The 24,684-nt window shown below is 61.5% G+C and carries 21 protein-coding genes and 3 pseudogenes; 15 read left to right on the top strand and 9 right to left on the bottom strand.

Annotation, left to right across the window (positions count from 1 at the left end):
* The first annotated feature begins 2 nt into the window (after positions 1-2).
* Positions 3-1,301 carry a DUF3422 family protein gene (locus P6U16_RS06370; RefSeq protein WP_277703769.1) on the top strand — a complete coding sequence of 433 codons (1,299 nt, stop codon included), beginning with the start codon at positions 3-5 and terminating at the stop codon, positions 1,299-1,301.
* Positions 1,302-1,352: 51 nt separating this feature from the next.
* Positions 1,353-2,759, top strand: coding sequence for a DUF6880 family protein (locus P6U16_RS06365; RefSeq protein ID WP_277703054.1), 1,407 nt, complete (start codon positions 1,353-1,355; stop codon positions 2,757-2,759).
* A 4-nt stretch (positions 2,760-2,763) separates the two neighbouring features.
* Here the strand turns inward: P6U16_RS06365 and P6U16_RS06360 are convergent, their stop codons facing one another.
* A complete protein-coding gene (locus P6U16_RS06360) occupies positions 2,764-3,660 on the bottom strand; it encodes a LysR family transcriptional regulator (protein WP_277703053.1) in 897 nt (298 codons plus the stop codon).
* Between the two features lie 104 nt (positions 3,661-3,764).
* Here P6U16_RS06360 and P6U16_RS06355 point away from each other — a divergent pair, with 104 nt between their 5' ends.
* From P6U16_RS06355 to P6U16_RS06335, 5 genes and pseudogenes are all read left to right on the top strand, one after another.
* Entirely contained in the window at positions 3,765-5,204 is a 1,440-nt protein-coding gene (locus P6U16_RS06355) for an FAD-linked oxidase C-terminal domain-containing protein (protein WP_277703052.1), read from the top strand.
* Positions 5,201-6,422, top strand: a pseudogene (locus P6U16_RS06350) (FAD-binding protein). Before P6U16_RS06355 ends, P6U16_RS06350 begins: the two are co-directional and overlap by 4 nt.
* 143 nt (positions 6,423-6,565) lie before the next feature.
* A complete protein-coding gene (locus P6U16_RS06345; protein WP_277703051.1) occupies positions 6,566-6,841 on the top strand; it encodes a hypothetical protein in 276 nt (91 codons plus the stop codon).
* A gap of 28 nt (positions 6,842-6,869) precedes the next feature.
* The gene (gene glcF, locus P6U16_RS06340; RefSeq protein WP_277703050.1) at positions 6,870-8,177 is read left to right on the top strand and encodes a glycolate oxidase subunit GlcF; all 1,308 of its coding nucleotides are present in this window, start codon (positions 6,870-6,872) and stop codon (positions 8,175-8,177) included.
* 37 nt (positions 8,178-8,214) lie between these two features.
* Entirely contained in the window at positions 8,215-8,673 is a 459-nt protein-coding gene (locus tag P6U16_RS06335) for a hypothetical protein (protein ID WP_277703049.1), read from the top strand.
* Positions 8,674-8,742: 69 nt separating this feature from the next.
* Here P6U16_RS06335 and P6U16_RS06330 read toward each other — a convergent pair whose 3' ends face one another.
* Complete coding sequence (locus tag P6U16_RS06330) at positions 8,743-9,438, bottom strand: L,D-transpeptidase (protein WP_277703048.1); 696 nt, start codon at positions 9,436-9,438, stop codon at positions 8,743-8,745.
* Between the two features lie 160 nt (positions 9,439-9,598).
* Positions 9,599-10,348 (bottom strand): L,D-transpeptidase, encoded by a 750-nt coding sequence (locus tag P6U16_RS06325; protein ID WP_277703047.1) that lies wholly within the window; start codon positions 10,346-10,348, stop codon positions 9,599-9,601.
* A gap of 270 nt (positions 10,349-10,618) precedes the next feature.
* On the opposite strand from P6U16_RS06325, the gene P6U16_RS06320 reads away from it, so the two are divergent.
* Entirely contained in the window at positions 10,619-11,248 is a 630-nt protein-coding gene (locus P6U16_RS06320; protein WP_277703046.1) for a DNA-3-methyladenine glycosylase I, read from the top strand.
* Between the two features lie 55 nt (positions 11,249-11,303).
* Here the strand turns inward: P6U16_RS06320 and P6U16_RS06315 are convergent, their stop codons facing one another.
* The 3 genes from P6U16_RS06315 to P6U16_RS06305 form a co-directional block, all read right to left on the bottom strand.
* Positions 11,304-11,498, bottom strand: coding sequence for a hypothetical protein (locus P6U16_RS06315; RefSeq protein ID WP_277703045.1), 195 nt, complete (start codon positions 11,496-11,498; stop codon positions 11,304-11,306).
* 123 nt (positions 11,499-11,621) lie between these two features.
* The gene (locus tag P6U16_RS06310; RefSeq protein ID WP_277703768.1) at positions 11,622-11,936 is read right to left on the bottom strand and encodes a DUF305 domain-containing protein; all 315 of its coding nucleotides are present in this window, start codon (positions 11,934-11,936) and stop codon (positions 11,622-11,624) included.
* Positions 11,937-12,501: 565 nt separating this feature from the next.
* Positions 12,502-12,984 carry a hypothetical protein gene (locus P6U16_RS06305; RefSeq protein ID WP_277703044.1) on the bottom strand — a complete coding sequence of 161 codons (483 nt, stop codon included), beginning with the start codon at positions 12,982-12,984 and terminating at the stop codon, positions 12,502-12,504.
* A gap of 225 nt (positions 12,985-13,209) precedes the next feature.
* Between P6U16_RS06305 and P6U16_RS06300 the strand changes: the two genes are divergently transcribed.
* The 5 genes from P6U16_RS06300 (at position 13,210) to hisG (ending at position 17,744) form a co-directional block, all read left to right on the top strand.
* Entirely contained in the window at positions 13,210-13,569 is a 360-nt protein-coding gene (locus P6U16_RS06300; protein ID WP_277703043.1) for a helix-turn-helix transcriptional regulator, read from the top strand.
* Positions 13,566-13,841: a hypothetical protein gene (locus P6U16_RS06295; RefSeq protein ID WP_277703042.1), complete on the top strand. Its 276-nt coding sequence runs from the start codon at positions 13,566-13,568 to the stop codon at positions 13,839-13,841. Before P6U16_RS06300 ends, P6U16_RS06295 begins: the two co-directional genes overlap by 4 nt.
* A 103-nt stretch (positions 13,842-13,944) precedes the next feature.
* A complete protein-coding gene (gene hisS / locus P6U16_RS06290) occupies positions 13,945-15,543 on the top strand; it encodes a histidine--tRNA ligase (RefSeq protein WP_277703041.1) in 1,599 nt (532 codons plus the stop codon).
* A 376-nt stretch (positions 15,544-15,919) separates the two neighbouring features.
* Complete coding sequence (locus P6U16_RS06285; protein WP_277703040.1) at positions 15,920-17,146, top strand: ATP phosphoribosyltransferase regulatory subunit; 1,227 nt, start codon at positions 15,920-15,922, stop codon at positions 17,144-17,146.
* Positions 17,046-17,744 carry an ATP phosphoribosyltransferase gene (gene hisG / locus P6U16_RS06280; protein ID WP_277703039.1) on the top strand — a complete coding sequence of 233 codons (699 nt, stop codon included), beginning with the start codon at positions 17,046-17,048 and terminating at the stop codon, positions 17,742-17,744. Before P6U16_RS06285 ends, hisG begins: the two co-directional genes overlap by 101 nt.
* Before the next feature lie 46 nt (positions 17,745-17,790).
* On the opposite strand, the gene P6U16_RS06275 is transcribed toward hisG, so the two are convergent.
* Both P6U16_RS06275 and P6U16_RS06270 read right to left on the bottom strand, forming a co-directional pair.
* Positions 17,791-19,146, bottom strand: a complete 1,356-nt coding sequence (locus tag P6U16_RS06275; RefSeq protein ID WP_277703038.1) for an esterase-like activity of phytase family protein — start codon at positions 19,144-19,146, stop codon at positions 17,791-17,793.
* A gap of 127 nt (positions 19,147-19,273) precedes the next feature.
* Positions 19,274-19,798, bottom strand: coding sequence for a DUF2937 family protein (locus P6U16_RS06270; RefSeq protein ID WP_277703037.1), 525 nt, complete (start codon positions 19,796-19,798; stop codon positions 19,274-19,276).
* 179 nt (positions 19,799-19,977) lie between these two features.
* Here P6U16_RS06270 and P6U16_RS06265 point away from each other — a divergent pair, with 179 nt between their 5' ends.
* Positions 19,978-21,195 carry an FAD-dependent oxidoreductase gene (locus tag P6U16_RS06265; protein WP_277703036.1) on the top strand — a complete coding sequence of 406 codons (1,218 nt, stop codon included), beginning with the start codon at positions 19,978-19,980 and terminating at the stop codon, positions 21,193-21,195.
* Between the two features lie 221 nt (positions 21,196-21,416).
* Positions 21,417-24,211: pseudogene (locus P6U16_RS06260) on the top strand (EAL domain-containing protein).
* Between the two features lie 107 nt (positions 24,212-24,318).
* On the opposite strand, the pseudogene P6U16_RS28320 reads toward P6U16_RS06260, so the two are convergent.
* Positions 24,319-24,663 (bottom strand): annotated as a pseudogene (locus P6U16_RS28320) (hypothetical protein); the annotation flags it as partial.
* Positions 24,664-24,684 lie beyond the last annotated feature (21 nt).

The raw sequence follows: 24,684 nt of genomic DNA, 5'->3' as shown, positions 1-24,684 counted from the left end.
TCATGGCAAAAGGCAGTTTTGCATTTCCGGCCGCACCCGTAAGGGCGCAGGCGCTGGGTGAAATCCATGCGCGACCCTATGCGCTGGTCACGTCGCCGCGCGTCATCTTCCAGCTTGCCTTCATGACGGATGGCGGATCGATCGTCGATCATGCGGTTCTATCAGAACTTTCGCGGGCCCGCGGCATTTCCCCTCCGGTCCGGGAGGCCAATCATCACGCCATGCCTTGGGGGCAGGGCACGCTGCGCTGGGAGCGGCACACGGAATTTTCGACCTATTTCTGGGATGCGGCAGCGCCCGAGCAGTTTGGCGGCGAAGTCGCGATCCATCCTTTTGGCGACGGCTTTTCGCCACCCGGCTCGCTAATATCAGGCATCCGCCTCGAAATTCGCCCGGATACGCCGGAAACCCGCGCGGCGATTGCGCTGTTCGATCCGACCAGCCTCTGTCACAGCGAGATAAAGAACGGCCAGGCGACGATCCTCACCGACTTTCGCCAGAACGGTGACGGTCTGACCCAGATCCTTGTGCTTGATCGCGGCATGACGGAAGCCGGCACCGGTGCGCTGGTGCAGCGCCTGCTCGATATCGAGACCTACCGGACGCTGGCGATGATCGGCCTGCCGCTGGCTCAATCCCTGTCACCCGATATCCGCCGGATCGAGGACGGGCTGACTGCAGTGACGCAGCGCATGCGCGGCAATGTGCGCGATGAAGCCGACGATATGCTGGCGGAAATTACCCGTCTCGCCGCCGAGCTTGAGGCGGGTGCAGCGCTCAGTCTCTACCGGTTCGGCGCCAGCCGCGCCTATTACGGCATCGTGCAGGAGCGCATCCGCACGCTCGCCGAGACCGGCATGCCGGGTTATGAATCCATGGGCACCTTCCTTGAACGCCGACTGGCCCCGGCCATGCGCACCTGCCAATCGATCGAGGAACGACAGGCCAACCTCTCACGCAAGCTGGCAAGGGCGACGTCGCTTCTGCGCAGCTGGGTCGATGTCGAGCTGGAACGGCAAAACAGTGTGCTCCTCAATTCCATGGACCGCCGTGCCAAGCTGCAGCTTCGCCTGCAGCAGACGGTCGAAGGCCTGTCTGTGGCGGCAATCTCCTATTATGTCGTCGGCCTGTTCGGCTATCTGGCAAAAGCAGTGGAAAGCGAAGGCCTGCCGATCAAGTCGAGCGTCCTGACCGGCTTTTTCGTGCCGGTCGCCATTCTGGTGATCTGGCTTGTCGTGCGCTCCATCCGCCGCCATCACGAGGATGAAGACCGGCAAAGCCCTGTGGACAAAGTGAAGTGAGCATATGGCTAGGCTTCTTGTTTTCTGCTCGGATTTGCGCAGTTTAAGTCCATGGCAAAAGCAGCGAAAAAACCTAAACTTGATAAGGCGGGCCTGACAGTCCTCGGCCTCGAAAGGTTGATCGATATCGCGCTCGACGAGTCCGCGCTGAACGTCGCCTTCAAGAAGCGCGTGAGCGCTGCACTGGCCGGCATCAGCGGCGGCGATGCGGTGGCGAAACTGGTCGACAGTCGCCTCGATACGCTGGAAAAGGCGCGCACCCGCATCAAGGGCCAAAGGGAACGGCTATTCGGCAAGGAACTCGAAAGCCTGTTGGCGACCATCGTCAAGGAGTTCGGCCCGGTCGCCCCTAGCATGGCGCTGGAGCGGCTCGCCCGTTTCGTTTTCGGCTACGAGACCATCACTGACCGAGCCAATGATGCCAGCGGGCGGATCGCCAAGATCTACGGGCAGGCTTGCGAGGCCGCGGGCGACTTGGCCAAGGCACTGAAGCCAGAGGATGCCGCCCGCATCACGGCCCTTTTGACGCCGCGGCTGAAGGGCGCGGACTACTACGGCTTCGATACCTTGCTTGCCATGCGCATTGCCGCTGGCTTGTCCGACGATGTGCTGAAGGCCTGGGACGAGATGCTGGCCGGCAAGAAAGTCCCCGCCGGCAGCCCCTATCTCCCGGCCTTCGTCTTTGTCCGCCGCGCCATTGCCGATGCGAGGAACGATGTCGATAGCCATATCGCCATCGAGGAGAGCCTGCCGGAGGAATTGCGCGAGCCGAAACTGCTGGCCGCCCGCCTTTACGAAGCCGGCCGGTTTGCCGAAGCCCTCGTCTGGGTGCGCCGTCCGCGCAAGGCCCGTCTCGGTTTTGCCAGGCGCGCGGAACTCTATGCCGGCTCCATTCCGGTACCGCCGGATGCCAGGCGGCTGGAGGCGGCCATTCTCGATGGCGTCAAGGACCGCACGGCCTCGCAGGCGGTGCGCTGGGCGGTTTTCGAGGAACGGCTGGATGCCGGCATGCTGCGTGAGTACATCGCCAAGGCCGGCGATTTTGAGGAATTCGAAGCGCTGGACAAGGCGTTCGCCTTCATCGAGCGCCACCCGGATGTGAATGCAGCGCTTGCCTTCTACCTGGAATGGCCAAGGCTTGATCTTGCGGCCCGCTATGTCACCCGCCGCGCCGATATCTGGGACGGCCGCTTTTCCGACGCGCTGTCGCCGGCCGCAGAAGCACTGGAGGCCGATCATCCGGCGGCGGCCACCATTCTCTACCGGGCGATGCTGGACCATATCCTGAGAGCCGGCCTGTCGGAAGCCTATGCGGATGCTGCCGCCTACCTCGCGCGGTTGACCGATCTTGCCGGTCAATTCCAGACCGAGACAGGCCAGATGACCCATGGCGCCTATGTCGAGAGCCTGCGACAGAAACACGGTCGCCGGTTCGGTTTCTGGAATCAGGTTTCCTGAAAGCCTACCGTTCCCAATAGGGTTCCGGACCATAGAGGTCTGCGAGATAGTCGATGAACAGCCGGACCTTGGCGGGCAGGAACTGGCGGCTGGGATAGAGCGCTGAAACCGTGAGGTTGCGCGACCCCTCCCATTCCGGCAGCATCTGAACGAGCTTGCCCGCCCGCAGTTCCGGCCCGATATCCCAGGTGGAACGCAAGGCGATGCCGGCGCCTGACAGAACCGCCTCGCGGATGACCTCCGATGAATTGGTGATCAGCGGTCCCTCAGGGCGGTAGCTGACCGGACCATCCGGCCCTTCGAGTTTCCAGCTTTCGTGGTTGTGCGCCGGCAGGCAGATATGGCGTTCGAGATCGCCGAGTGTGCGCGGCATGCCATGACGCTCGACATAGTCTTTTGATGCGCAAAGCACGCGGCGCACCGGCGCCAGCTTGCGTGCCACAAGGCTCGAATCGCTTAAGCTCCCGATGCGGATCGCCAGATCGAAGCCTTCGGCGACGATATCGGTAAAGGCATCCGACAGCACGAGGTTGAGGGTGAGGCCGGGATGCGCCGTCATGAACCTCGTCAGGTGCGGCGCGATGTGCATGCGGCCGAAGGAGGTGGATGCAGAAATCCTGAGCGTTCCCTGCGCCTGGCCGGAACGTCCGGCAACAAAGGCTTCGGCATCCTCGATGCCGGCGAGCACACCGAGCACCCGGTCATAAAAGCCCTGGCCGGCTTCCGTCAGCGAAATCTGCCGGGTCGTGCGCTGCAAAAGCCGCGTGCCGAGACGGTCTTCCAGCCGCTTGATCCGCTTGGAGATGACGGCCGGCGAAAAACCGAGCGTCCGGCCTGCGGCCGACATGCTGCCGGTCGAGACCACACGTGCGAAAATCTCGAGATCGCCCAGATTCGTCATCAATGCCGGCCATTCTTGCTCAAAAGGAAAAACTGTTTAACATTTGCGGTGGATCGGTGGAAGTGGTAAAGAAAAATACCAGTTGAGCGGACGGGAAAGAAAACATGCCGGACAAGATCGCATTTCTGCCGCCGAAAAAATCCGTGCTCGATCGCCGCGATATCATCGTGTCCGATCTCGCGGATCTTTTGCCGAAGGGTTGCCTGGTCAGCGAGCCGCGTGGCCTCGTGCCGTTCGAGACCGATGCCTTCATCGCCTATCGCAATGTGCCGCTGGCCGTAGCACTTCCGGAAACCACGGCGCAGGTGGCAGCGGTCCTGAAATATTGCAGCCGCTACGGCATTCCCGTCGTGCCACGCGGCGCGGGCACATCCCTTTCCGGCGGCGCGATCCCGCAATCCGATGCCGTGGTCATCGGCCTGTCGAAGCTGTCGCGCATCCTCGATATCGATTATGCCAACCGCACCGCCACGGTGCAGGCCGGCGTCACCAATCTCAATATTTCCGAGGCCGTTTCTGCCGACGGCTATTTCTACGCGCCCGATCCGAGCTCGCAGCTGGCCTGCACAATCGGCGGCAATATCGGCATGAATTCCGGCGGGGCGCATTGTCTGAAATACGGTGTCACGACCAACAACCTGCTCGGCGTCAAGATGGTGATGTTCGATGGCACGATCATCGACCTGGGCGGCAAGGCGCTGGACAGCGCCGGCTACGATCTACTGGGCCTGATCTGTGGCTCGGAAGGCCAGCTCGGCATCGTCGCGGAGGCGACGGTACGGTTGATCGCCAAACCCGAGGGCGCACGGCCCGTGCTTTTCGGCTTCCAGTCCTCGGAGGAAGCGGGAACCTGCGTCGCCGAAATCATCGGCATGGGCATCATTCCGGTCGCGATCGAGTTCATGGACAGACCGGCGATCGAGATCTGCGAGGCCTTTGCCCATGCCGGCTATCCCATGGATGTCGAGGCTCTGCTGATCGTCGAGGTGGAGGGATCGGAGGCCGAGATGGATGCCATGCTTGCCAGCATCATCGCGATCGCTCGCCGCCACGGTGTGTCGACCATCAAGGAATCCCAATCCGCCACCGAGGCCGCCCTGATCTGGAAGGGGCGCAAGTCCGCCTTTGGCGCCACCGGCCGCATCGCCGATTATATCTGCATGGATGGCACGGTGCCGCTCAGCCAGTTGCCCTATGTGCTGAAGAAAACCGGCGAGATCGTCGCGCGGCTTGGCCTGCGGGTCGCCAATGTCTTTCATGCCGGCGACGGCAACATGCACCCGCTGATCCTCTACAATATCAACGATCCCGAAGACGCCGCCCGTGCAGAGGAGGCCGGCAACGAGATCCTAAAACTCTGCGTCGATGCCGGCGGCTGCCTGACCGGCGAACACGGTGTCGGCATCGAAAAGCGCGACCTGATGCTGCACCAGTTCGCTAAGGTGGATCTCGACCAGCAGATGGCTGTCCGCGCCGCCTTCGATCCGCAATGGATCATGAACCCGTCCAAGGTCTTTCCGCTGGAAGGACGCCCTGCCGCATGAGCGACCTGCACGAACCTGTCTCCGAAGACGCCGCCGCGCGCATCGTCCACACGGCCGCTACCGTCGGTGCGCCACTTATGATCTCGCGGCGGCGGCACGCGCAGCCTGGCGACAAATGAAGATGGGCACGATGTTCTCTCCTCTGCGCGGCTCTCCGGCATCGTGAGCTACAATCCGGCCGAGATGACGATGACCGCGAAGGCCGGCACGCCGCTCGCCGACATTCAAGACGCGCTCGCGCAGAAGCGCCAGATGCTGGCCTTCGAGCCGCTTGATCTGCGCCCGGTTCTCGGCACGACGGGAAACACGACGATCGGCGGCGTCTTTGCCACCAACGCCTCGGGCCCCCGTCGTTTCGTGGCCGGCGCCGCGCGTGACAGCCTGCTCGGCGTCCGCTTCGTCAACGGCAATGGCGAGATCATCAAGGCCGGCGGCCGAGTGATGAAAAACGTCACCGGCCTCGACCTCGCCAAGGTTCTCTCGGGCTCGCGCGGCAACCTCGCCTTCCTGACGGAGGTCACCTTCCGCCTGCTGCCGGTGCCGGAGACGTCCGCGACCATCGTGATTTCGGGCCTCGACGATGCGCAGGCAACAGCCGCCATGGCCACGGCCCTGTCGATGAGCGTCGAGGTCTCGGGTGCCGCCCATCTGCCGGAAACCGTGCGTGGCCGTTTTCTGGGCGGGGCCTTGCCTCCGGAGCCGGCGACGGTGCTTCGGCTGGAAGGCCTGTCCGCATCGGTTACTGTCCGCGCGGAAAAACTGCGGGCCGCCCTGGCCTCCTTCGGCGCAGTGTCCACGATTGATCCTGAGGCAACGGACACGCTCTGGCGCGAAATCCGCGACGTTTATCCCTATGCGGACCAGACCCTGCGCCCGCTCTGGCGTGTCTCCGTCGCGCCGACTGCAGGGCATCAGCTCATCGCCGCGCTGCGGCTCGAAACCGGCGTCGATGCCTTTTACGACTGGCAGGGCGGTCTCGTCTGGCTGCGGATGGAGGCCGACGCCGAAGCCGGCCTGATGCGCCATTTCATCAAGGCCTTTGGCGGCGGACATGCGACGCTGGTGCGCGCCACGCCGGCGCTCCTTGCGACAACACCGGTCCTTGAGCCGCAGCCGGAAGCGATTGCGGCGCTCAGCGCCCGGATCAAGTCGAAATTCGATCCGGCAGGCATATTCGTTTCTCATGCAACACCCAGGGGAATGGCGGGGAGACCTTGATGGGAAGAGTTGCGGGAGATTCCATAGCGACGATACGGCGACGGATGTGGAAGGAAAGGGTCGCGGAAACCCGGGATCGAAAAGCCTATTGGGGCATGCCGACACCCCAACCCTTGTGTAGCCCCGGCGCGGCGCGGCGGCAGATGGCCATGCTGTGGTGGATCGATAAGGACTGTAACGGTTCGCTTCACATCGGCCGCCGCGGCGCACCGCCCTTGACAGCCGACATGCGGGTTCTGTTGGCGAAGGGGTATCTGAAAATGCAGCGCGTCGCGAGCTACATGGCGTTATCGCCATCGCGGCGTGACAATAAACTGACGGTCACCCCATTGGCAAAATCCGTCCTTGCAAAAGTCGCGGTTCCGGATGCGGACAAGGCCTACATCATCGCAGCGAGCAAAAGCGCGAGTTTTCGCTGAACATTGCGGCAAAGCCAGGAGCCATCGATTGCAAACCACCTTCACCGCCGCCCAACTGGCCGATCCGCATGTTGCCGAATCCGAGGCGATCCTGCGCAAATGCGTGCATTGCGGCTTCTGCACCGCCACCTGTCCCACCTATTTGACGCTCGGCAATGAGCTCGACAGCCCGCGCGGCCGCATCTACCTGATCAAGGACATGCTGGAAAACGGGCGCGCCGCCGATGAGGAGGTCGTCACCCATATCGACCGGTGCCTCTCCTGCCTTGCCTGCACGACGACCTGTCCCTCCGGCGTCGATTACATGCACCTGATCGACCATGCCCGCATCCACATCGAAAACACCTATCGCCGGCCCCTGAAGGATCGTTTGGTGCGCTCCGTGCTGGCGGCGGTTCTGCCCTATCCATCGCGGTTCCGGCTGGCGCTTTCCGCCGCCCGTCTCGGCCGGCCGTTCGCCGGAATGATGAAGCGCATCCCGCTCTTGAAAACCTTCGGCATCATGCTCGATCTGGCACCAGAGAAAGCCGCACCGGCCTCGGATTCGACCCGTGCCGGAAAACGTCCTGCTGAAAATGAGAAGCGCGGTCGCGTTGCCCTTTTAACCGGTTGCGCCCAGCCGGTGCTGCGGCCCGGTATCAACGAGGCGACGATCCGGCTTCTGACGCGCCTTGGGATCGAGGTCGAGGTGCCAGCCGGCGAGGGCTGTTGCGGCGCGCTCGTCCATCACATGGGTCGGGAAGAGCAGGCGCTTGCGGCGGCGCGGCGCAATGTCGATATCTGGATGAAAGCGATCGATGGCGGCGGGCTCGATGCCATCATCATCACTGCGTCCGGCTGCGGCACGACGATCAAGGATTACGGCCACATGCTGCGACTTGATCCTGAATATGCGGCAAAGGCGGCCAGGGTGTCGGCACTCGCAAAGGACATCACCGAATATCTCTCGACGCTCGATCTGCCGCGGCTGGAGCCGAAGCGGGTGACGGTCGCCTATCACTCCGCCTGTTCGATGCAGCATGGGCAGAAGATTGTCATGGCCCCGAAGCTTTTGTTGAAGGCGGCCGGCTTTACCGTGCGCGATCCGGCGGAAGGCCATCTCTGCTGCGGCTCGGCCGGCACCTACAACATCCTGCAGCCGGAGATTTCGGCGACGCTGAAGGCCCGCAAGGTGAAGAACATTGAGGCGACCAAGGCGGACGTCATCGCCACAGGCAATATCGGCTGTATCACCCAGATCGCCACCGGCACGGCAATCCCGATCCTGCACACGGTGGAACTGCTTGATTGGGCCTATGGCGGGAAGGCGCCGGAGGGAATAAGTTCACATCCTTAAAACTCTTTCGCCCAGATGATCGTCCCAGGAGACCCGCATGCGCTTTGTGTCTTTGGCTGCCGCTTTCTCCTTGTTGTCCTGCGGCCCGGCTTTGGCCACCGGCGGCTTCTCCTGCCAGATCGATGACCCTGTTCTTGCCCTGGGGGTCGAGAGCGGCTTCAGCCATGGTCTTGGCGACGCGCTCCTGAACTTCCGCGGCACAATCAATATCCGCGACGCCTTCGCCTCTAAAAACCTGCAGAAGATTGCGCTCGATGCGACGCATTTGCCGCATCACTGGCTTTATGATGACGTGTTGAAGCTGCGGATCTATGCGGAAACCGGGGAGGGGCCTTTCGCATCCGTCGATCTCGTCATCGAAACGAAACGGGACGAAGATGACGAAACGGCCTATGGCGGCACCTACCGGCTCAGCCTCTATCACGCCGAGCCACCGGCCGGCTCGCCGGATCAGCAACTCGTCCGGACCGGCACGGTCACCTGTTCTGCAGGGTAAACTCGGACAACAAAAAACGCCCGCGCATCGTTTGATGCACGGGCGTCGTTAATAGTGGCCCCGATTGCCTTAGCCGCCGAAGAGCGTGCGCAGGAAATCGACGCCGCGATCGTCGAAGCTGACTTCGCCCTGCCTGTTGCCGGGCCCAACGACGATGACCTTGGTGCCGACGCCAGCCTGGTCGTAAAGATGCTCGACATCCTGGTTCATCATGCGGATGCAGCCGGACGACATGTTCTGGCCGATGGTCCACGGCTGGTTCGTGCCGTGGATGCGGAAGATCGTGTCGCGGCCGCCCTTGTAGAGATACATGGCGCGCGCGCCGAGCGGATTGTCCGGGCCGCCTTCCTGCACGACCGGCAGGATGCGACCCTTGCGGCGCTCGCGGGCGCGCATTTCGGCCGGCGGCGTCCAGCTCGGCCATTCGGCCTTGCGGCCAATCTTGACGACGCCTGACCAGCCGAAGCCTTCGCGGCCGACGCCGATGCCGTAGCGTACCGCCCGGTCCTTGCCCTGCACGTAGTAGAGATACTTGTTGTTGGTATCGACGATGATCGTGCCGGGTTCCTCGTTCGTCTGCAGCCGAACCTTGGTGCGCCAGAACTTCCGGTCGGGCTTTTTCTGCTGGGCGACCTGGACGACATCCGTATTGCCGGCGTGGGCGGCAGGCCGTTCCGCCGATGTAAACGCGAATGCGCCTGGTGCCGGCAGCATAGTGGCAGCCGCAAGCAATAGAGCTGCCGCGCTTTTCAGTGCAAAATTCATGGACGATTCCTCTTAACCCTCATGCGCGCAAGGCTATTCAATATTGCGGGCGGCGCAACCCGACGCCGCCCGCAATAGCCAAAATGTGATCGCTTGCCCTGTCACCCGGGAAACATCTGTTGCCCGAAAAACACTTTGCCACCCAATTTTCACCCGATTTTCAGATGACGATGACCTTCGTGCCAACTTTGACGCGCTCATAGAGGTCGACGACATCCTCGTTGCGCATGCGGATACAGCCGGAGGAAACGGCGTAGCCGATGGTCCACGGCGCATTGGTGCCGTGGATCCGGTAGAGCGTGCTACCGAGATACATGGCGCGCGCGCCAAGCGGATTTTCCGGGCCGCCGGTCATGCTGACGGGCAGGAAATGGCCCTTTGCGGCTTCGCGGGCGCGCATTTCGGATGGCGGCGTCCAGGTCGGCCATTCCGCCTTGCGGGTGATCTTGTGGGCACCGGCCCATTCGAAGCCCGGCTTGCCGACGCCGACGCCGTAGCGCCGCGCCTCGCCATTGCCGGTCACGAGATAGAGGAAACGGTTGTTGGTATCGATTACGATCGTGCCGGGCTTTTCCCGTGTTTCATAGGCGACGGTCTGCGGCAGGTATTGTGGATCGAATGGCTTCTTCGCCGGCCGCTCCGCGCGAACGACGGAGGCCGGCTGTACCAGCGTGACGCCCGAGCGCTGGCGCAGGATCCGCTGGCGCACCAGCTGTTTTCGGGTGGCGCGCGGAACCTGCTGGCGATAGACGACCGGATCGACCGAGCCGCCAAGCTGCATGACCCAGGGGGCCGTCAGATCCGGGCTGATGATAACAGGCGGGCGGTTCTGGTAACGATCCTGGGCTTCGGCAGCAGAGGTCAAGGCCATGAGGAGGGATGTGGCAAGGAGAATGGATTTCTTGAGCATCGGGCGGACTCGCAACCTTTCGACGGGACTTTGCCAAAGCTCCGCCCGCCCCGAAAAAGCGGGGAGACGAAAGCTCGACGGGAAATTTTAGCGCCTTGAAAACCGGCGCCTTGTCCTGGATCGTGGCACCGCGCCAACACCGAATGGTAAACGGCCATTCATTAAACAGCCTTGGACGGCATAAAGCTTTGGGTAGGGTTATCGCCGTCTTTCCGACTATGGTTGGCGAATGGTAAAGCCGGCAAAAGATTGATTAACGAGGGGAAGAGCGTGACGGCGAATGGCATCATCACCGGAGACGACGGGCGCGATCGCTGCGCCTGGCATGGCAATCTCGACGATTACCGCCGCTATCATGACGAGGAATGGGGCCTGCCGATGGCAGACGACATCAGGCTTTTCGAGAAGATCTGCCTCGAGGGCTTCCAGTCCGGACTGTCCTGGCTGACGATCCTGCGCAAGCGGGAGGCCTTTCGCGCCGCCTTTGCCGGGTTCGACTATGATGTCGTGGCGGACTTCGGCGAGGACGACATCGCCCGCTGCCTCGCCGACGCGGGCATCGTGCGGCATCGCGGCAAGATCGTCTCGACGATCAACAATGCAAGGCGAGCACAGGCGACGAGGGCCGAGTTCGGCTCACTTGCCCGCTATTTCTGGAGTTTCGAGCCGAAGCCCTCGGAACGGCCGGCCATAATTACCCGCGAGGTGATCTCGGCCAACCCGACGACAGCTGTTTCGATCCGCATTTCCAAGGACCTGAAGAAACGCGGCTGGACCTTTGTCGGGCCGACGACCGTTTATGCCTTCATGCAGGCCATGGGTCTGGTCAACGACCATATCGAGGGGTGTTTTTGTCGCGAAAGGGTAGAAAACCTGAGGGCAGCCTTCGTGCGGCCGTGATCTGTCGTCCCGGGCCGGTGCCTCGGGCGACGCATGAGCGCCAAACCTGCGCCGCTCAGTGAATGCGTGTCGTCGGCCTGTTGTTCTCGTAGAGAAGCCCGAGGCCGAAAGCCGCCAGGATTGCGCCGATCACCAGCCATTCCTTGTTGTCGGACATGGCCATGCCAGCAATGATGTTGGCACCCTGCAGCATCCACAGCGCGCCGAGCAGTATGACGACGATACCGGCGATATTCTTGAAAGTCTTCATGACGTCCTCCCACGTTCACGAGGACCAGTATGCGACCGACGCCGATTGTCGTCAACGTCCTGTGGCTTTTCGCGTCGACCATGCCGGCGCGTGCTGCCGGCATGGTCTTTTCAGGCGGTTTGATCAGCCGCCGTTCTTCGCCAGCCAGTCCTTCATCATGGTGATTTCCACCTCCTGGGCGGCGATGATGTCTTGCGCCAGTTTGCGCAGGGTTTCGTCCTTGCCGTATTCGAGTTCGATCCGCGCCATGTCTATGGCGCCCTGGTGATGGGCGATCATGCCGCGGACGAAGTCCACGTCTGTGTTGCCGGAAAATTCGATATCCATGCCGGCGTGCATTTTCGCATTGGCCTGGGCGAAGGCCATGCTCGATGGGCCGGTGTCGCCCTTGGGCTTGGCGGTTTCCATGGCCCCATGATCCATGGTGCTGTGATCCATGGTTTCCTGTGCCCTGGCTGTCAGTGGTCCGCTCAGCGAAACGGCAAGTGTGAGCGCAAGCGTGATGATTGTGCGTTTTGATGTCATTGGTTTTCTCTCAAATCTGATTGTGGTTGCCGGAGCGGATCGCCGCTCCCTTCAGTTTTGAAAGATCCTCTTGGGCGGCGGGTAGCGGGGTTTGTGGTCCGTGGCGATCATCGCAGCCTGCGGCAGCATATCGGGCGACGAAAGTGCTACCTGCGGCGGCGTGATGCCCAAGGCTTGCGTTTCGACGGCGAAACAGGCCGCGCAGAGTATGGGATGAACGCTCTTGCTGTGTCGGCAATCGCTATGGTTCCCAGTGCAAGCCGGGTCATCGGCGACAGTGTCATGGGCTGAAACTGCCCTATGGTGCTGATTATGTCCGGAATGGACGAGGCCCTGTGGGTCATGGGCCTGAATTTGGGCAAGCGCGGCTGTCCAGCCGCTAATCACGGCGCAAAAGATCAAAAGGGCAAGGCTCGTCATTCGCATGATGAAAATCTAGGATGCAAGCGCGGCAAAAGGAAGATGATGTGTCGTTTTCTCAGCCGTTCAGCGGCGGAAAGGCGTAGATGCCCTGCAGGCGGCCCCGGCCACCGATGATCTCCGACGAGCCGACGCAGAAGACGCGGCTTGCGGGGCCGTCACCGAGCACGATCGTCGTGCAGTAGCAGAAGGAGGAGGATCGGGCGGTGGCCTCTTCCAGGACATTCAGGACCGTCTGCCGGTCTTCCCTGGCATAGCTGCGCACGAGGTCGAGCAGACCTCGAGCATTCGGTCCCAGCCCATGGCGCGCCCGCGCCTTGTCACCGATTGCAAAGAGACCGGTCGAGAGGTCGCAGGTCCAGCTTTCCATGAGGTGCCGGCCCTGGACCAGCGCCTGCGTCCAGTGTTCATGGGCGCGTGTTTCCTCGGCCTGGATGGCGGCGTATCCGGGCATCATGAAGCCCAGGGCGCTGAAATCCGTGTTCCAATGTGCGTCCTGCGTGGAGATAACACGGCCCCCTTCTTCTTTGTAATGCAGCAATCCCGGCCACATTTCCTGCAAAACGTCGAAAAATTCTTCACCCGGACCTTCAAAAGGCCTGATCTACTGTCGGGTGGAGATTGCGTTTCGCGGGAAATACGATTGAATGCACGTGGATTCTAAAGCACAAATGTCAATGCGGGAACGCCACCCGCTGATCGTTTACTTTACTTTTGCGGGTGTTATGAAATACGAATCTCTATTTAGTTGTGATTTGTGTGCGCTATGACGCTGCTTGCCGTGCCGCAGAGCCAACTCATCCGACAGTTGCAGACCTACCGGCTGAAGGTCGGGCTCAGCCAGGCGGATATTGCCTGGAAGCTGGGCTTCTCCGTGCCGACCGTTTCGCGCTGGGAGCGAGGTGTCGCCACGCCGGATCTGCGGGCCATCGGCGCCATCGTCGATTTCCTGCGCCGCGCCGATGCCCATACGGAAAAAGCGCTGATCCGCGCCGTGATGAGCGCACGCGACAGCCGTAATCTCTGGGAGGAGAAGACATTCGCTATCTCGCAGGCTCGCATGGCGAATATATTGAGACGCCACAAATGCGCGCCGTGGTCGGCCACAGCATCCGCGGCTTCATGACTGGCATTTATAACGACTATATTGAAAATCCGGCAATGGTTTCGAGCATGAAGGCCGGAGAGATCGCCAGCGTCGATTTCTACAGCGGCGCTGCCCTGTCGATGACCAGCATTCCGGAGGGTTTCGTGCAGAAAAAGACGATGACCTTCCAGTCCGAAATCCGCGGCGCCATTCGCTGCGATACACGCTCGCTGCTCCTTCCTGTCGCGCAAGCGCCGATGATGGTGGGGGCCGTGGTCTATAACTGGGATGCGCTGTCGCGGCCGCATTAGGCCGGTTCGAGGGCTTGCGACACTTGCCGCACCAGCCCTGATCGGCTAGGGAAAGCGCCAATCGATGCTGGCCGATCAGCGCCTTAAAGTCCGGACATTTTCCATGAACGACAAAAAGAAAAAACCGCAAAAGCTGAAAGCCCGCCTGCCGCGCGGCTTCGTCGATCGCTCGGCTGCCGATATCCGCGCCGTCAACGAGATGACCGCGAAAATCCGCGAGGTCTACGAGCGCTACGGTTTCGATCCGGTTGAGACGCCACTGTTCGAATATACCGATGCGCTCGGCAAGTTCCTGCCCGACAGCGACCGCCCGAACGAGGGCGTGTTTTCGCTGCAGGACGATGACGAGCAGTGGATGAGCGCGCGCTATGACCTGACCGCTCCGCTCGCCCGCCATGTCGCCGAAAACTTCAATGACATCCAGCTGCCCTACCGCACCTACCGCGCCGGCTATGTTTTCCGCAACGAAAAACCCGGCCCCGGCCGCTTCCGCCAGTTCATGCAGTTCGACGCCGACACGGTCGGCGCCGCTGGCGTCCAGGCCGATGCCGAAATGTGCATGATGATGGCCGATACGATGGAAGCGCTCGGCATCGCGCGCGGGGATTATGTGATCCGGGTGAACAACCGGAAGGTTCTGGATGGGGTGCTGGAAGCGATCGGGCTTGGTGGTGAGGAGAATACTGGGCGTCGGCTCACGGTACTGCGGGCAATGGACAAGTTCGATAAGTTCGGCGTTGATGGAGTTCGGCAGTTGCTTGGCGAGGGCCGCAAGGATGAAAGCGGTGACGTAACAAAGGGTGCTGGACTAGATCATAAGAGCATAGAAACTGTGCTTAGCTTGCTCAGAATTGAAGAACAACTGAAGAGCACTTTGGTCGATATTCAAACCAAAAGCGCAAATTCGATTTCTTTGCGAGAGCAGGAGAGAATTCGAGCTGAGTTCGTATTTATTGCTTTGAAGAATGTCGTTTCCAATTTCTCGCTCGAATTCAAAGGCGTGGAGGAACTGGAGCAGATTTGGAGTTTGTGCAAAGCCGCCGGCTATGACGAGGGCAATATTCGCATAGATCCCTCCGTCGTCCGTGGCCTCGAATATTACACCGGTCCCGTTTACGAAGCCGAACTCCAGTTTGCCGTCACCAACGAAAAAGGCGAAAAGGTCGTCTTCGGCTCGGTCGGCGGAGGTGGGCGGTATGATGGTCTCGTATCGCGCTTCATGGGCCAACCGGTGCCGGCCACAGGCTTTTCCATCGGCGTCTCGCGCCTGATGACGGCCTTGAAGAACCTCGGCAAGCTAGGGCAGGACGAGGTGATCGCCCCTGTTGTCGTCTGCGTCATGGACCGCGACACGGAAAGCCTCGGGCGATACCAGAAGCTGACGCAGGACCTGCGGAATGCGGGCATCCGCGCCGAAATGTACCAGGGCCAGAAGAAGAATTTCGGCGACCAGCTGAAATACGCCGACCGCCGCGGCTCCCCCATCGCCATTATTCAGGGTGGCGACGAGCGCGCAGCCGGCGAGGTTCAGATCAAGGACCTGATCGAGGGCAAACGCCTGTCGGGCGAAATCACCGACAACACCGCCTGGCGCGAGGCCCGCTCGGCACAATATGCCGTCGCGGAAAAAGACATGGTAGAAAAGGTCCGCGAGATCCTGGCCGCGCAGGCGGAAGACCGGGCGCGGAACGGGCAGGGCTGAGCGTGCGGACACCAAGCCCCCTCTGTCACTGCGTGACATCTCCCCCACAAGGGGGAGATCATTCATTTTCCCAGCTTGCCAACTTTTCAGAGTAAGGGGCGCAAAAGGGCTGTGACCGATCTCCCCCTTGTGGGGGAGATGTCGGCGTCGCCGACAGAGGGGGTATGTTTCGGCGCACACCTCAGCAAACACCACTGCCAACGGCTTTCCCTCCCCAACCCTCCCCACAAGGGGGAGGGGGTCTCCTGAGCGATCCGCAAACTTCCAGTTCTAGTCTTGCGATGTTTGGCATTCGGCCCACCAAATGCGCCGCGCCCGCTCCCTCCCCCTTGTGGGGAGGGTTGGGGAGGGGTTCTTGTTCCGAAAGCACGACCCCATGCCCCTGATCAACCTCCCCACCTTCGCCACCGACATGCTCGCCGACTTCGAAAAGCTCGGAACGTTGCGCGTCGATACGCCTGTCATTCAGCCCGCCGAGCCGTTTCTTGATATGGCGGGCGAGGACTTGCGGCGGCGGATCTTCATGACGGAAAGCGAGACGGGCAAGAGCCTGTGCCTGCGCCCGGAATTCACCATTCCCGTCTGCCTGCGCCACATCGAGACCGCGACCGGCACGCCGCGGCGCTATGCCTATCTCGGCGAAGTGTTTCGCCAGCGCCGCGAGGGCGCCAACGAGTTCTATCAGGCGGGCATCGAGGATCTGGGCGAGACCGATGTCGCCGGCGCCGATGCGCGCGCGGTCAGTGATGCCATCGCCATCCTGCGCAACCGGCTGCCCGGCGTGAGCCTGTCGGTCACGCTCGGTGACCAGGCGGTGTTCGAGGCGGTCGTCGCCGCCTGCGGCCTGCCGATCGGCTGGCAGAAGCGGCTGATCCATGCCTTCGGCAATATCGCGCAGATCGACGCACTGCTGACACGTCTTGCCACACCGCAACCGGTCACCGGCCTCACCGCCGATATCGAGGTGCTGCTGGCGTCGGGCGACGACGACACGCTGATCGCCCATCTCGACGAGACCATGGAACTGACCGGCTATTCCACCAATGCAAGCCGCAGCCCGAAGGAAATCGCTGCCCGGCTGAAGGAAAAGCGGGCGCTGGCCCGCACCGCACTCGATGGCCGCACGCTTGACCTCTTGCGCGAATTCCTGTCGCTCAGCGTACCGCTGGCCGATGCGCCGAAGGTCCTCTTCAGGTTTGCCGAAACATCCGGCCTGAAGCTCGACGGCGCGCTGTCGCGCTTCGATGCGCGGGTCGCAGCGCTCGGCAATGCCGGCGTCGACCTGTCGCCACTTACCTATCGTGCCGCCTTCGGCCGCCCGCTCGATTATTACACCGGTCTCGTCTTCGAGGTGACGGTTGCGGGCGAAACGGCGGTGCTGGCCGGCGGCGGCCGGTTCGACCGGCTGATGACCCTGCTGGGCGCCACCACCCATATCCCGGCAGTCGGCTTCGCGCTCTGGCTCGACCGCATCGAAAAGCCGTTGCAGGGGAGGCCGCCCGATGACCATCACCATCGCGCTGCCCTCCAAGGGACGGATGAAGGAAGATGCCTCCGCGATTTTCGAACGCGCAGGCATGAAGATCGCCGCCGTCGGCAATGAGCGCTCCTATCGTGGCCGTGTCGAGGGCATGGACGATATCGAGATTGCCTTCCTCTCGGCCTCCGAAATCTCCCGCGAGATCGGCAATGGCGGCGTCGATTTCGGCGTGACCGGCGAGGACCTCGTGCGCGAAGGGTTGGCGGATGCCGATGCCCGTGTCGAATTCTGCGCGAGGCTCGGCTTCGGCCATGCCGATGTCGTCGTCGCCGTGCCGGAAATCTGGCTCGATGTCGATACCATGGCCGATCTCGGCGACGTTGCCTCCGATTTCCGCGCCCGTCATGGTCGAAGATTGGCGATCGCCACCAAATACTGGCGCCTGACCCAACAATTCTTCTCCGCCCAGCACGGCATCCAGCTCTATCGGATCGTAGAAAGCTTAGGCGCCACGGAAGGCGCGCCGGCCTCCGGCTCTGCCGATATCATCGTCGACATCACCTCGACCGGATCGACGCTCAAGGCCAACCACCTGAAGATCCTCTCCGACGGCATCATCTTGAAATCGCAGGCCTGCCTCGTGCGGGCTAGGAAGCCCGAACATGAGGGCGACCTGCGGGTTGCTGAAATCATCGCAAGGGTACGCGGAGCGCTCGCGTAAAAAAGGCGCCCGGACGATCCGGACACCCCAATGCACCAAAGTGCTGTTACTTCGCGGCCAGGAATTCGGCGACGTCGAGCAGCACGAACTCATTGTCATCCGTCTTGTTCAAAGCCCGTGCTGCCGAAAACGGCAGGTTGTTGTCGTTGCCGACGACGATGTGGGTGGCATCGACGCGGTCGACATTCTCGATGGTAACGAACGGCATGTCGTAGAAGCCGTCGCCGCCGCCCTGGCGCTTGCGGTTATCAGGATCGGCGATCTTCATCAGGTCGATATAGCCGATCTTGCGCACGTCCTTGCCGACGTTTTCGTCGGTCATCTCGATCTTGTAGATGCGCTTGTGCTTGGCCGCAACCGCAAAGCAATCCGGTGTCGGCGCCTTCGGGTCGGCGCAGATCGGGCCGGTGCCGGCGCCGTTGTCACGCTCGATTACCAGGGCCGTCGTCTCGTCCAGCATGTTGAAGTCGCCGATCGCCTCGCCGCCGGCAGAGAGCGGATAAAGCCAGCTGCGGCCGGTCCAGACCTTGGAGGCGATGTCGAACTCGATGACGCGGAGCGCCGTCAGGTCGCCGACCTTCTCGACAGAACCGTCATCCTTGAACAGCGGGCCTTCCAGCATGCCGTAAAGTTTCGTGCCGTCCTTCGACATGGCAAAGCCCTCATAGCCGCCCGAACGCTTCAGGTTGAAGACCGGCATTTTCGCCGCTGGGTTTGCCGGGACAACGAGCGTCGGATTGTCGGGCGATTTGACCTCGGTCTCGCCGACCTTGGTGGCGATCACGTCGGTGAGCTTGCCATCTCGGGTGAATTTCAGCAGGTACGGGCCGAATTCCTCGCCCACCCAGAAGCCGTCGCTGACAGGCTGGATCGATTCGACGTCGAAATCGGCGCCAGTGAGGTAGCGTTGCTCTGCACCTTCCATGACAATCGGGAAAGGGGCCTTCTTGTCGGGATCGGACAGGAACACGGTTTCAACAGGCTCGACCTTGCCGGCATCCCAGTTCAGGCGGATATGGTGCAGCATCAGCATCGCATCGCTCGAATTGGCCTTTGAGCCGAAACCATTGTCCGAGAGCGACCAGAATGTACCATCATCCATCGCCTTGATGCCGGAAAAACCCTGCATCGGCTGGCCGTCGAACGGCACGGAGAGATCGGTCTTGCGCACGCCGTCATTGCCGACGACAGTGCCCAGACCTTCCGCGCGCTTGCGGTCTGCCGTGGTGAACTTGCCCGAGGTCTTCAGATGCGCAGGCGCATCCGCCGGTGCAGCGATCATCGTGTTGGCCGGAAGGATGGCGTGCTGAACGAGTTTCGCCGGAAATTCCTTTTCCTCGGCATGGGCGGTAAGCGATGTCAGCGCGATAAGCGCGACGGAGGCCAAAAGAGTGCGTGTCATGGTATATCCTTTGTTGCATAGGCAGATGCAACGACCGGATAGGCGGCGATCATGACGGGCCGGTGATGCTATATTGAAGCTTCCATGAAGGTTTCGCAAAGCGCTGAAGGGCCTGAAAGCGCCTTGATCAGTGCAGCAGACGGTAGCGCCGCCCGGCGCCGAGCCGATAGGCCTCGCGTGACAGAAAGGCGAGAATCCGCAACAGCGTCCAGCCGCAGACAAAGCCGATCGCGGCCCAGACGAGCCCCGGAATGCTGATCGGCACGGCGGGGATGAAGTCGCGCCAGGCATTGGCAAGGATGGCACTGTCGGCGTCGCGGATCAGCACGAAGGGTTTCAGCACGGGCAGGGCGGTGGACAGGGCCTCGTTCTGCGCCTCCAGCGTCTCGAAGCGCGTGATGGTCTCTTGCATGGAAACACCCTGCGACCGCAGGAAAGGTTCCCCGGACGCGCCGTAGAGCGTCAGCGCCTTATCCCGGTCAATCTTGTTCTGTGCCGCCTGCTGATCGAAATTTTCGACGATGACGCGCAACTCATCCAGCGCACCGCCGATCCGCTGCCCATATTGCTGGGTCATTTCCGGTGCCTGCGACAGAACGATGCCGCCGAACAGGCCGGCGCCCAGTGCCAGAAAGCGTGCAATCGGGAACATGCGTCGGCGGTCTCCTGTATCTTGTTTCACCCAGTATCTTGCTTATGGGGTAACGGCCAGATGGCGCAAAGGTTCGCTGCAGGATCGGCTTTGTCGCCGAGCCCTGTGTTGACGAGGCGGCGGCGGGCAGGCTAGGTCTTGCGCCCAAGAACATTGCACGACATCGGGCGGGAACAGACGTGACGGGAAGACTTGTTGTTGCAGGCGGCGGCCAGGCGGCTTTCGCGCTGGTGGCCAAACTCCGGGCCCTGAAGGACGAACGTCCGGTGACGATCATTGCTTCCGAGGCAAGCCTTCCCTATCAGCGTCCGCCGCTGTCGAAGAAATACCTCCTGCGTGAAATGGACCTTGACCGGTTGCTCTATCGCCCCGAGCCCTGGTATGCCGACAACAAGGTCGAAATCCGCCTGTCCACCACCGTCACCGGGCTCGACCGTGCGGCAAAGACCGTGACGCTCAGCGACGGGTCGACGCTTGCCTATGACACGCTCGCCCTTGCCACCGGTTCGACACCGCGCCGCCTGCCGGCAGCCGTCGGCGGCGATCTCAATGGCGTCTTCGTGGTGCGCGATTTCACCGATGCCGACAGGCTGGCCGGCGAGTTGCAGCCCGGACGCCGGGCGCTGATCATCGGCGGCGGCTATATTGGCCTGGAGGCGGCAGCCGTTGCGCGCACCTGCGGGCTCGAGGTCACCGTCATCGAGATGGCCGACCGCATCCTGCAGCGCGTCGCCTCTGCCGCGACCTCGCATCTGGTGCGCGGCATCCATGTCGCGCGCGGCGTCGATATCCGCGAGGGTACCGGCCTCGTGCGCCTCGTCGGGACCGATGGTCGTGTCACGGCGGCGGAACTCAGCGACGGCTCGACGCTACCGGTTGATCTCGTCATTGTCGGTATCGGCGTTTCGGCCAATGACCAACTGGCGCATGATGCGGGGCTGGAGGTCGCCAACGGCATTGTCGTCGACAGTTTTGGCCGTACCTCCGATCCCGCCATCTTCGCCATGGGCGATTGTGCCATCCTGCCGTTCCAGGACCTGCGCATCCGGCTCGAATCCGTCCAGAACGCCGTCGATCAGGCGGAAGCCGTGGCGGCGGTTCTCTCGGGCGGATCGGCGCCCTATGAACCAAAACCTTGGTTCTGGTCGGATCAGTACGACGTCAAGCTGCAGATCGCCGGTTTCGGCCTTGGCCATGACGAGACGGTGGTGCGTGCCGGCCAGCGCGAGGGCAGCGTTTCGGTCTGGTATTTCCGGCAGGGCAAGCTGATCGCCGTCGATGCCATCAACGACGCCAAGGCTTATGTGACGGGCAAGAAACTGCTCGAAACCGGCGCCACACCGGACCGCAAGGCGCTTGAAGACCCGGCAACAGACCTGAAATCGCTTCTGGCTTAACGGCGCACTTCTGCAACCGGAAAATCGGCTCTCATCCTTGCTGCAATCGGCATGATATGGCGGTTGTTCAGCTGTTAACGACAATAAGATTGTGCCGTTCCGGAACAGGCGTTCCAAGGCAGTATTTCACCATTCCTTAAAGTGCTCGCGCCATTGCATGATGCTGAAATAACCGGGATTTGCGCACGGCGCGCCGGTGGCTCATATTGTATGGCGGTTCGATGTTGAAGGTTTTGACGTGTCTGGTGGTTGAGCATGATCTGCGGCTCGTGGTTCTGGCGGGGCTGATCTGCTTGCTGTCCAGCTATGGGGCAGTCACCTTGCTTCAACGGGCACGATTGGGGTTGGGGCGCGCGCGTGCCGCCTGGGTGGCCGCAGCGGGCGTCTCCAGCGGCTTCGGTATCTGGGCCACCCACTTCATCGCCATGATCGCCTACGACCCCGGCGTTGTCATCGGTTTCGAAGTGAAGCTGACGGTGCTGTCGCTGGCCATCGCCGTGCTGATGACGGCAGCCGGCCTGTTCTTCGCCACCAGCAAGGAAAGCCGCGCGGGGGACATGATCGGTGGCTGCCTGATCGGCATCGGCGTCGCGTCCATGCACTTTCTCGGTATGAACGCCATCGAGATGCCCGCCGATATCACCTGGGATCCAGTTCTGGTCGCGGCGTCGCTGGCCGGTGCGTTGATTTTCAGCATGGCAGCACTTTCAGCCTCCCGCCGCGGTGGCGGCAAGATTGGGCCTCGCCTGCTGGCAGCGACACTGATGACGCTGGGCGTCGTCTCCCTGCATTTCATCGCCATGGGCGCGGTCACCGTCACGCCGGGCCTGATGCCGCTGATGACCGGTTCGGTCATGCCGCCGCATGTGATGGTGTTCTTGATCGCGACCCTTGCCTTCTCGCTGCTGTTTGCTGCTCTCGCCATCTCGACCTTCGCCAACCATGTGCAGAAGACATCGGCCGAAAGCGAGCGGCAGCTTGCGCTTCTCGTGCGCGGCGTCACGGATTATGCAATCTACATGCTGGATGTCGACGGTCGCGTCGCCAACTGGAATGCGGGCGCCGCGCGCGCCAAGGGTTATGTCGAGGCGGAAATCGTCGGCAAACATTTCTCGTGCTTCTATTCCGTCACCGACCAGGCCAACAACGAGCCGGGAAAAGCGCTGGCGACAGCCCGCAGCGAAGGCAAGTTCGAAACGCGCGGCTGGCGCTACCGCAAGGATGGTACCTGCTTTTGGGCCCATGTTGTCATTGATGCGATCCATGACGAGATGGGAACACTGATCGGTTTCGCCAAGATCACCAAGGACGTCACCCAGGAAAAGGCAGCGGCGGATCGGCTCGCCGCGGTCACTGCGAATCTCGACGTTGCGCTGCAAAACATGTCGCAGGGCATCTGCCTGTTCAGCCATGACGAGCACCTGCTTCTCGCAAACCAGCGATTCTGGGAAATCTTCGGCCTGCCCGAGGAAATCCAGCAGGTCGGCATGACATTTCGCGAGATGCTGGAAGCGGCCTATCAGCGGCTCGTCAACGAACCTGTGGCCTTCAACGCGAGGGTCGGCGATGCCTATGAGCGACACGTTACAGATGTCGTCAGAAAGGGCGGCGGCGACCTGATTGAAAAGCTCTCCAACGGTCGGTCCGTTTTGATCAAATACCGGACGCTTGCGGAGGGTGGATGGGTCGCAACCTATGAGGACATTACGGCGAGACTGGATTCGGAGGAGCATATCTCATTCCTCGCCCGCCACGATAGTCTCACCGGCCTGCCGAACCGCCTGCAATTCAATCTCCATCTGGAGGAGGAAATCGACGCGGCGACATGGTTCAACCGCAAGGTTGCCGTTGTTGGCATCGACCTCGACAAGTTCAAGGAGATTAACGACCTGCATGGCCACGCCGCCGGCGACTACGTTCTCTCGACATTGGCCACCCGTATGAAGTCGGCCGGCTTGGAAGGCGAGTTCGTGGCCCGTGTCGGCGGAGACGAGTTTGCGGCTGTCAAGCGGTTCTCGGAACTGGCGGAACTCAATGATTTCCTGTCCCGTCTCGAAAAATGCCTTTTCGGCGAATTGAGCTATCAGGATTTCGAGATCAAGCCGGGCGCAAGCATGGGTGTTGCCGTCTTTCCGCAGGATGCAGCCAATGCCGAAGTTCTGGTCAACAATGCCGACCTGGCGATGTACCGTGCCAAAGCGGCGCTCAACCGGGCTGTCTGCTTCTATGAGGTTTCCATGGATGAGGCCGCTCGCGGTCGCCGCAGCCTCGCCAACGATCTCTGGAATGCCATTCCGAAGAGCCAGCTCAGCCTGCATTACCAGGTGCAGAAGTCTGTACTGAGCGGCGAAATCATCGGCTATGAGGTGCTGCTGCGCTGGAACCATCCAGAACGCGGCATGGTGCCTCCGAGCGAGTTCATTCCGATTGCCGAGGAGTGCGGCGCCATTCTGCCGATCGGCGAATGGGTTCTGCGCGAGGCCTGCCGCGAGGCCGCCGGCTGGGACGAAGGCTATAAGATCGCCGTCAATCTTTCACCAGTTCAATTGAGCAATAGTGATATCGTCGCGCTTGTTCACGAGGTTCTGCTGGAAACCGGGCTTTCTGCCAATCGGCTGGAACTCGAAATCACCGAATCAACCATCATCCAGGACAAGGACCGTGCCCTTCTGACACTGCGCCAGATCAAGGCACTCGGCGTGACCATCGCCATTGATGACTTCGGAACCGGCTATTCCTCGCTTGAAACATTGCGTGCCTTCCCTTCGACAAGATCAAGCTTGATCGCAGTTTCATGCTTGAGGTCGAGAACAGCCCGCAGGCGAAGGCGATCGTGCGGGCCATACTTGCGCTCGGCCAGAGCCTCGCGGTGCCTGTTCTGGCCGAGGGCGTGGAGACGCAGAGCCAATTGGATATTCTTCAGTCGGAGGGTTGCGACGAAGCACAAGGCTACTTCCTCGGACGACCACAGCCGATGGAAGTGCGCGGCACCAGTAGGCTGAAGCGTAGCGCCTGATCCTTGCGTAAGAACAGAGAGGAGAGCTCGGCAGCTGATCCAAAAGGGATCGGTGCCTGTTTCTTATTGGCGGTTGAGGATCTGGTTCCTCGGCTCCACCTGGAATCGGGGAAGAAGAATACGCCGAGCATCGATCCGGAATAGCGATGTTCCAGACCCGAAGATTCGCCGATGCAGAACAATGGCTGCTTCTGGCCGCCAGCCATGATGATCGTGGTGGAAAAGCAGAAGGAACAGGAGGTCGTTGCCGCCTGCTCGAACAGCGCTAGAACATGGTTTCGATCCCCTGAATCGTAACAGCGTACGAGGTTCAGCAGACCGCATTCGGCATGCTGCAGGCCGTGGGTCGCCTTCGCCTTTTCGCCGAGCTTGAAGAGGCCGTTGGAAAGATCGCCTGCCCAGCCTTCGGACACACAAAACTGGCCAAGCATCTCACGGTCCATTTCACCCAGAGCAAAGGGAGGTGTCGCAGA

The sequence above is a fragment of the Rhizobium sp. 32-5/1 genome (assembly GCF_029537235.1).
GTDB lineage: Bacteria > Pseudomonadota > Alphaproteobacteria > Rhizobiales > Rhizobiaceae > Pararhizobium.
The sequence above is the reverse complement of the archived record's forward strand: the minus strand, read 5'-3'. Positions and strand labels throughout refer to the sequence as shown.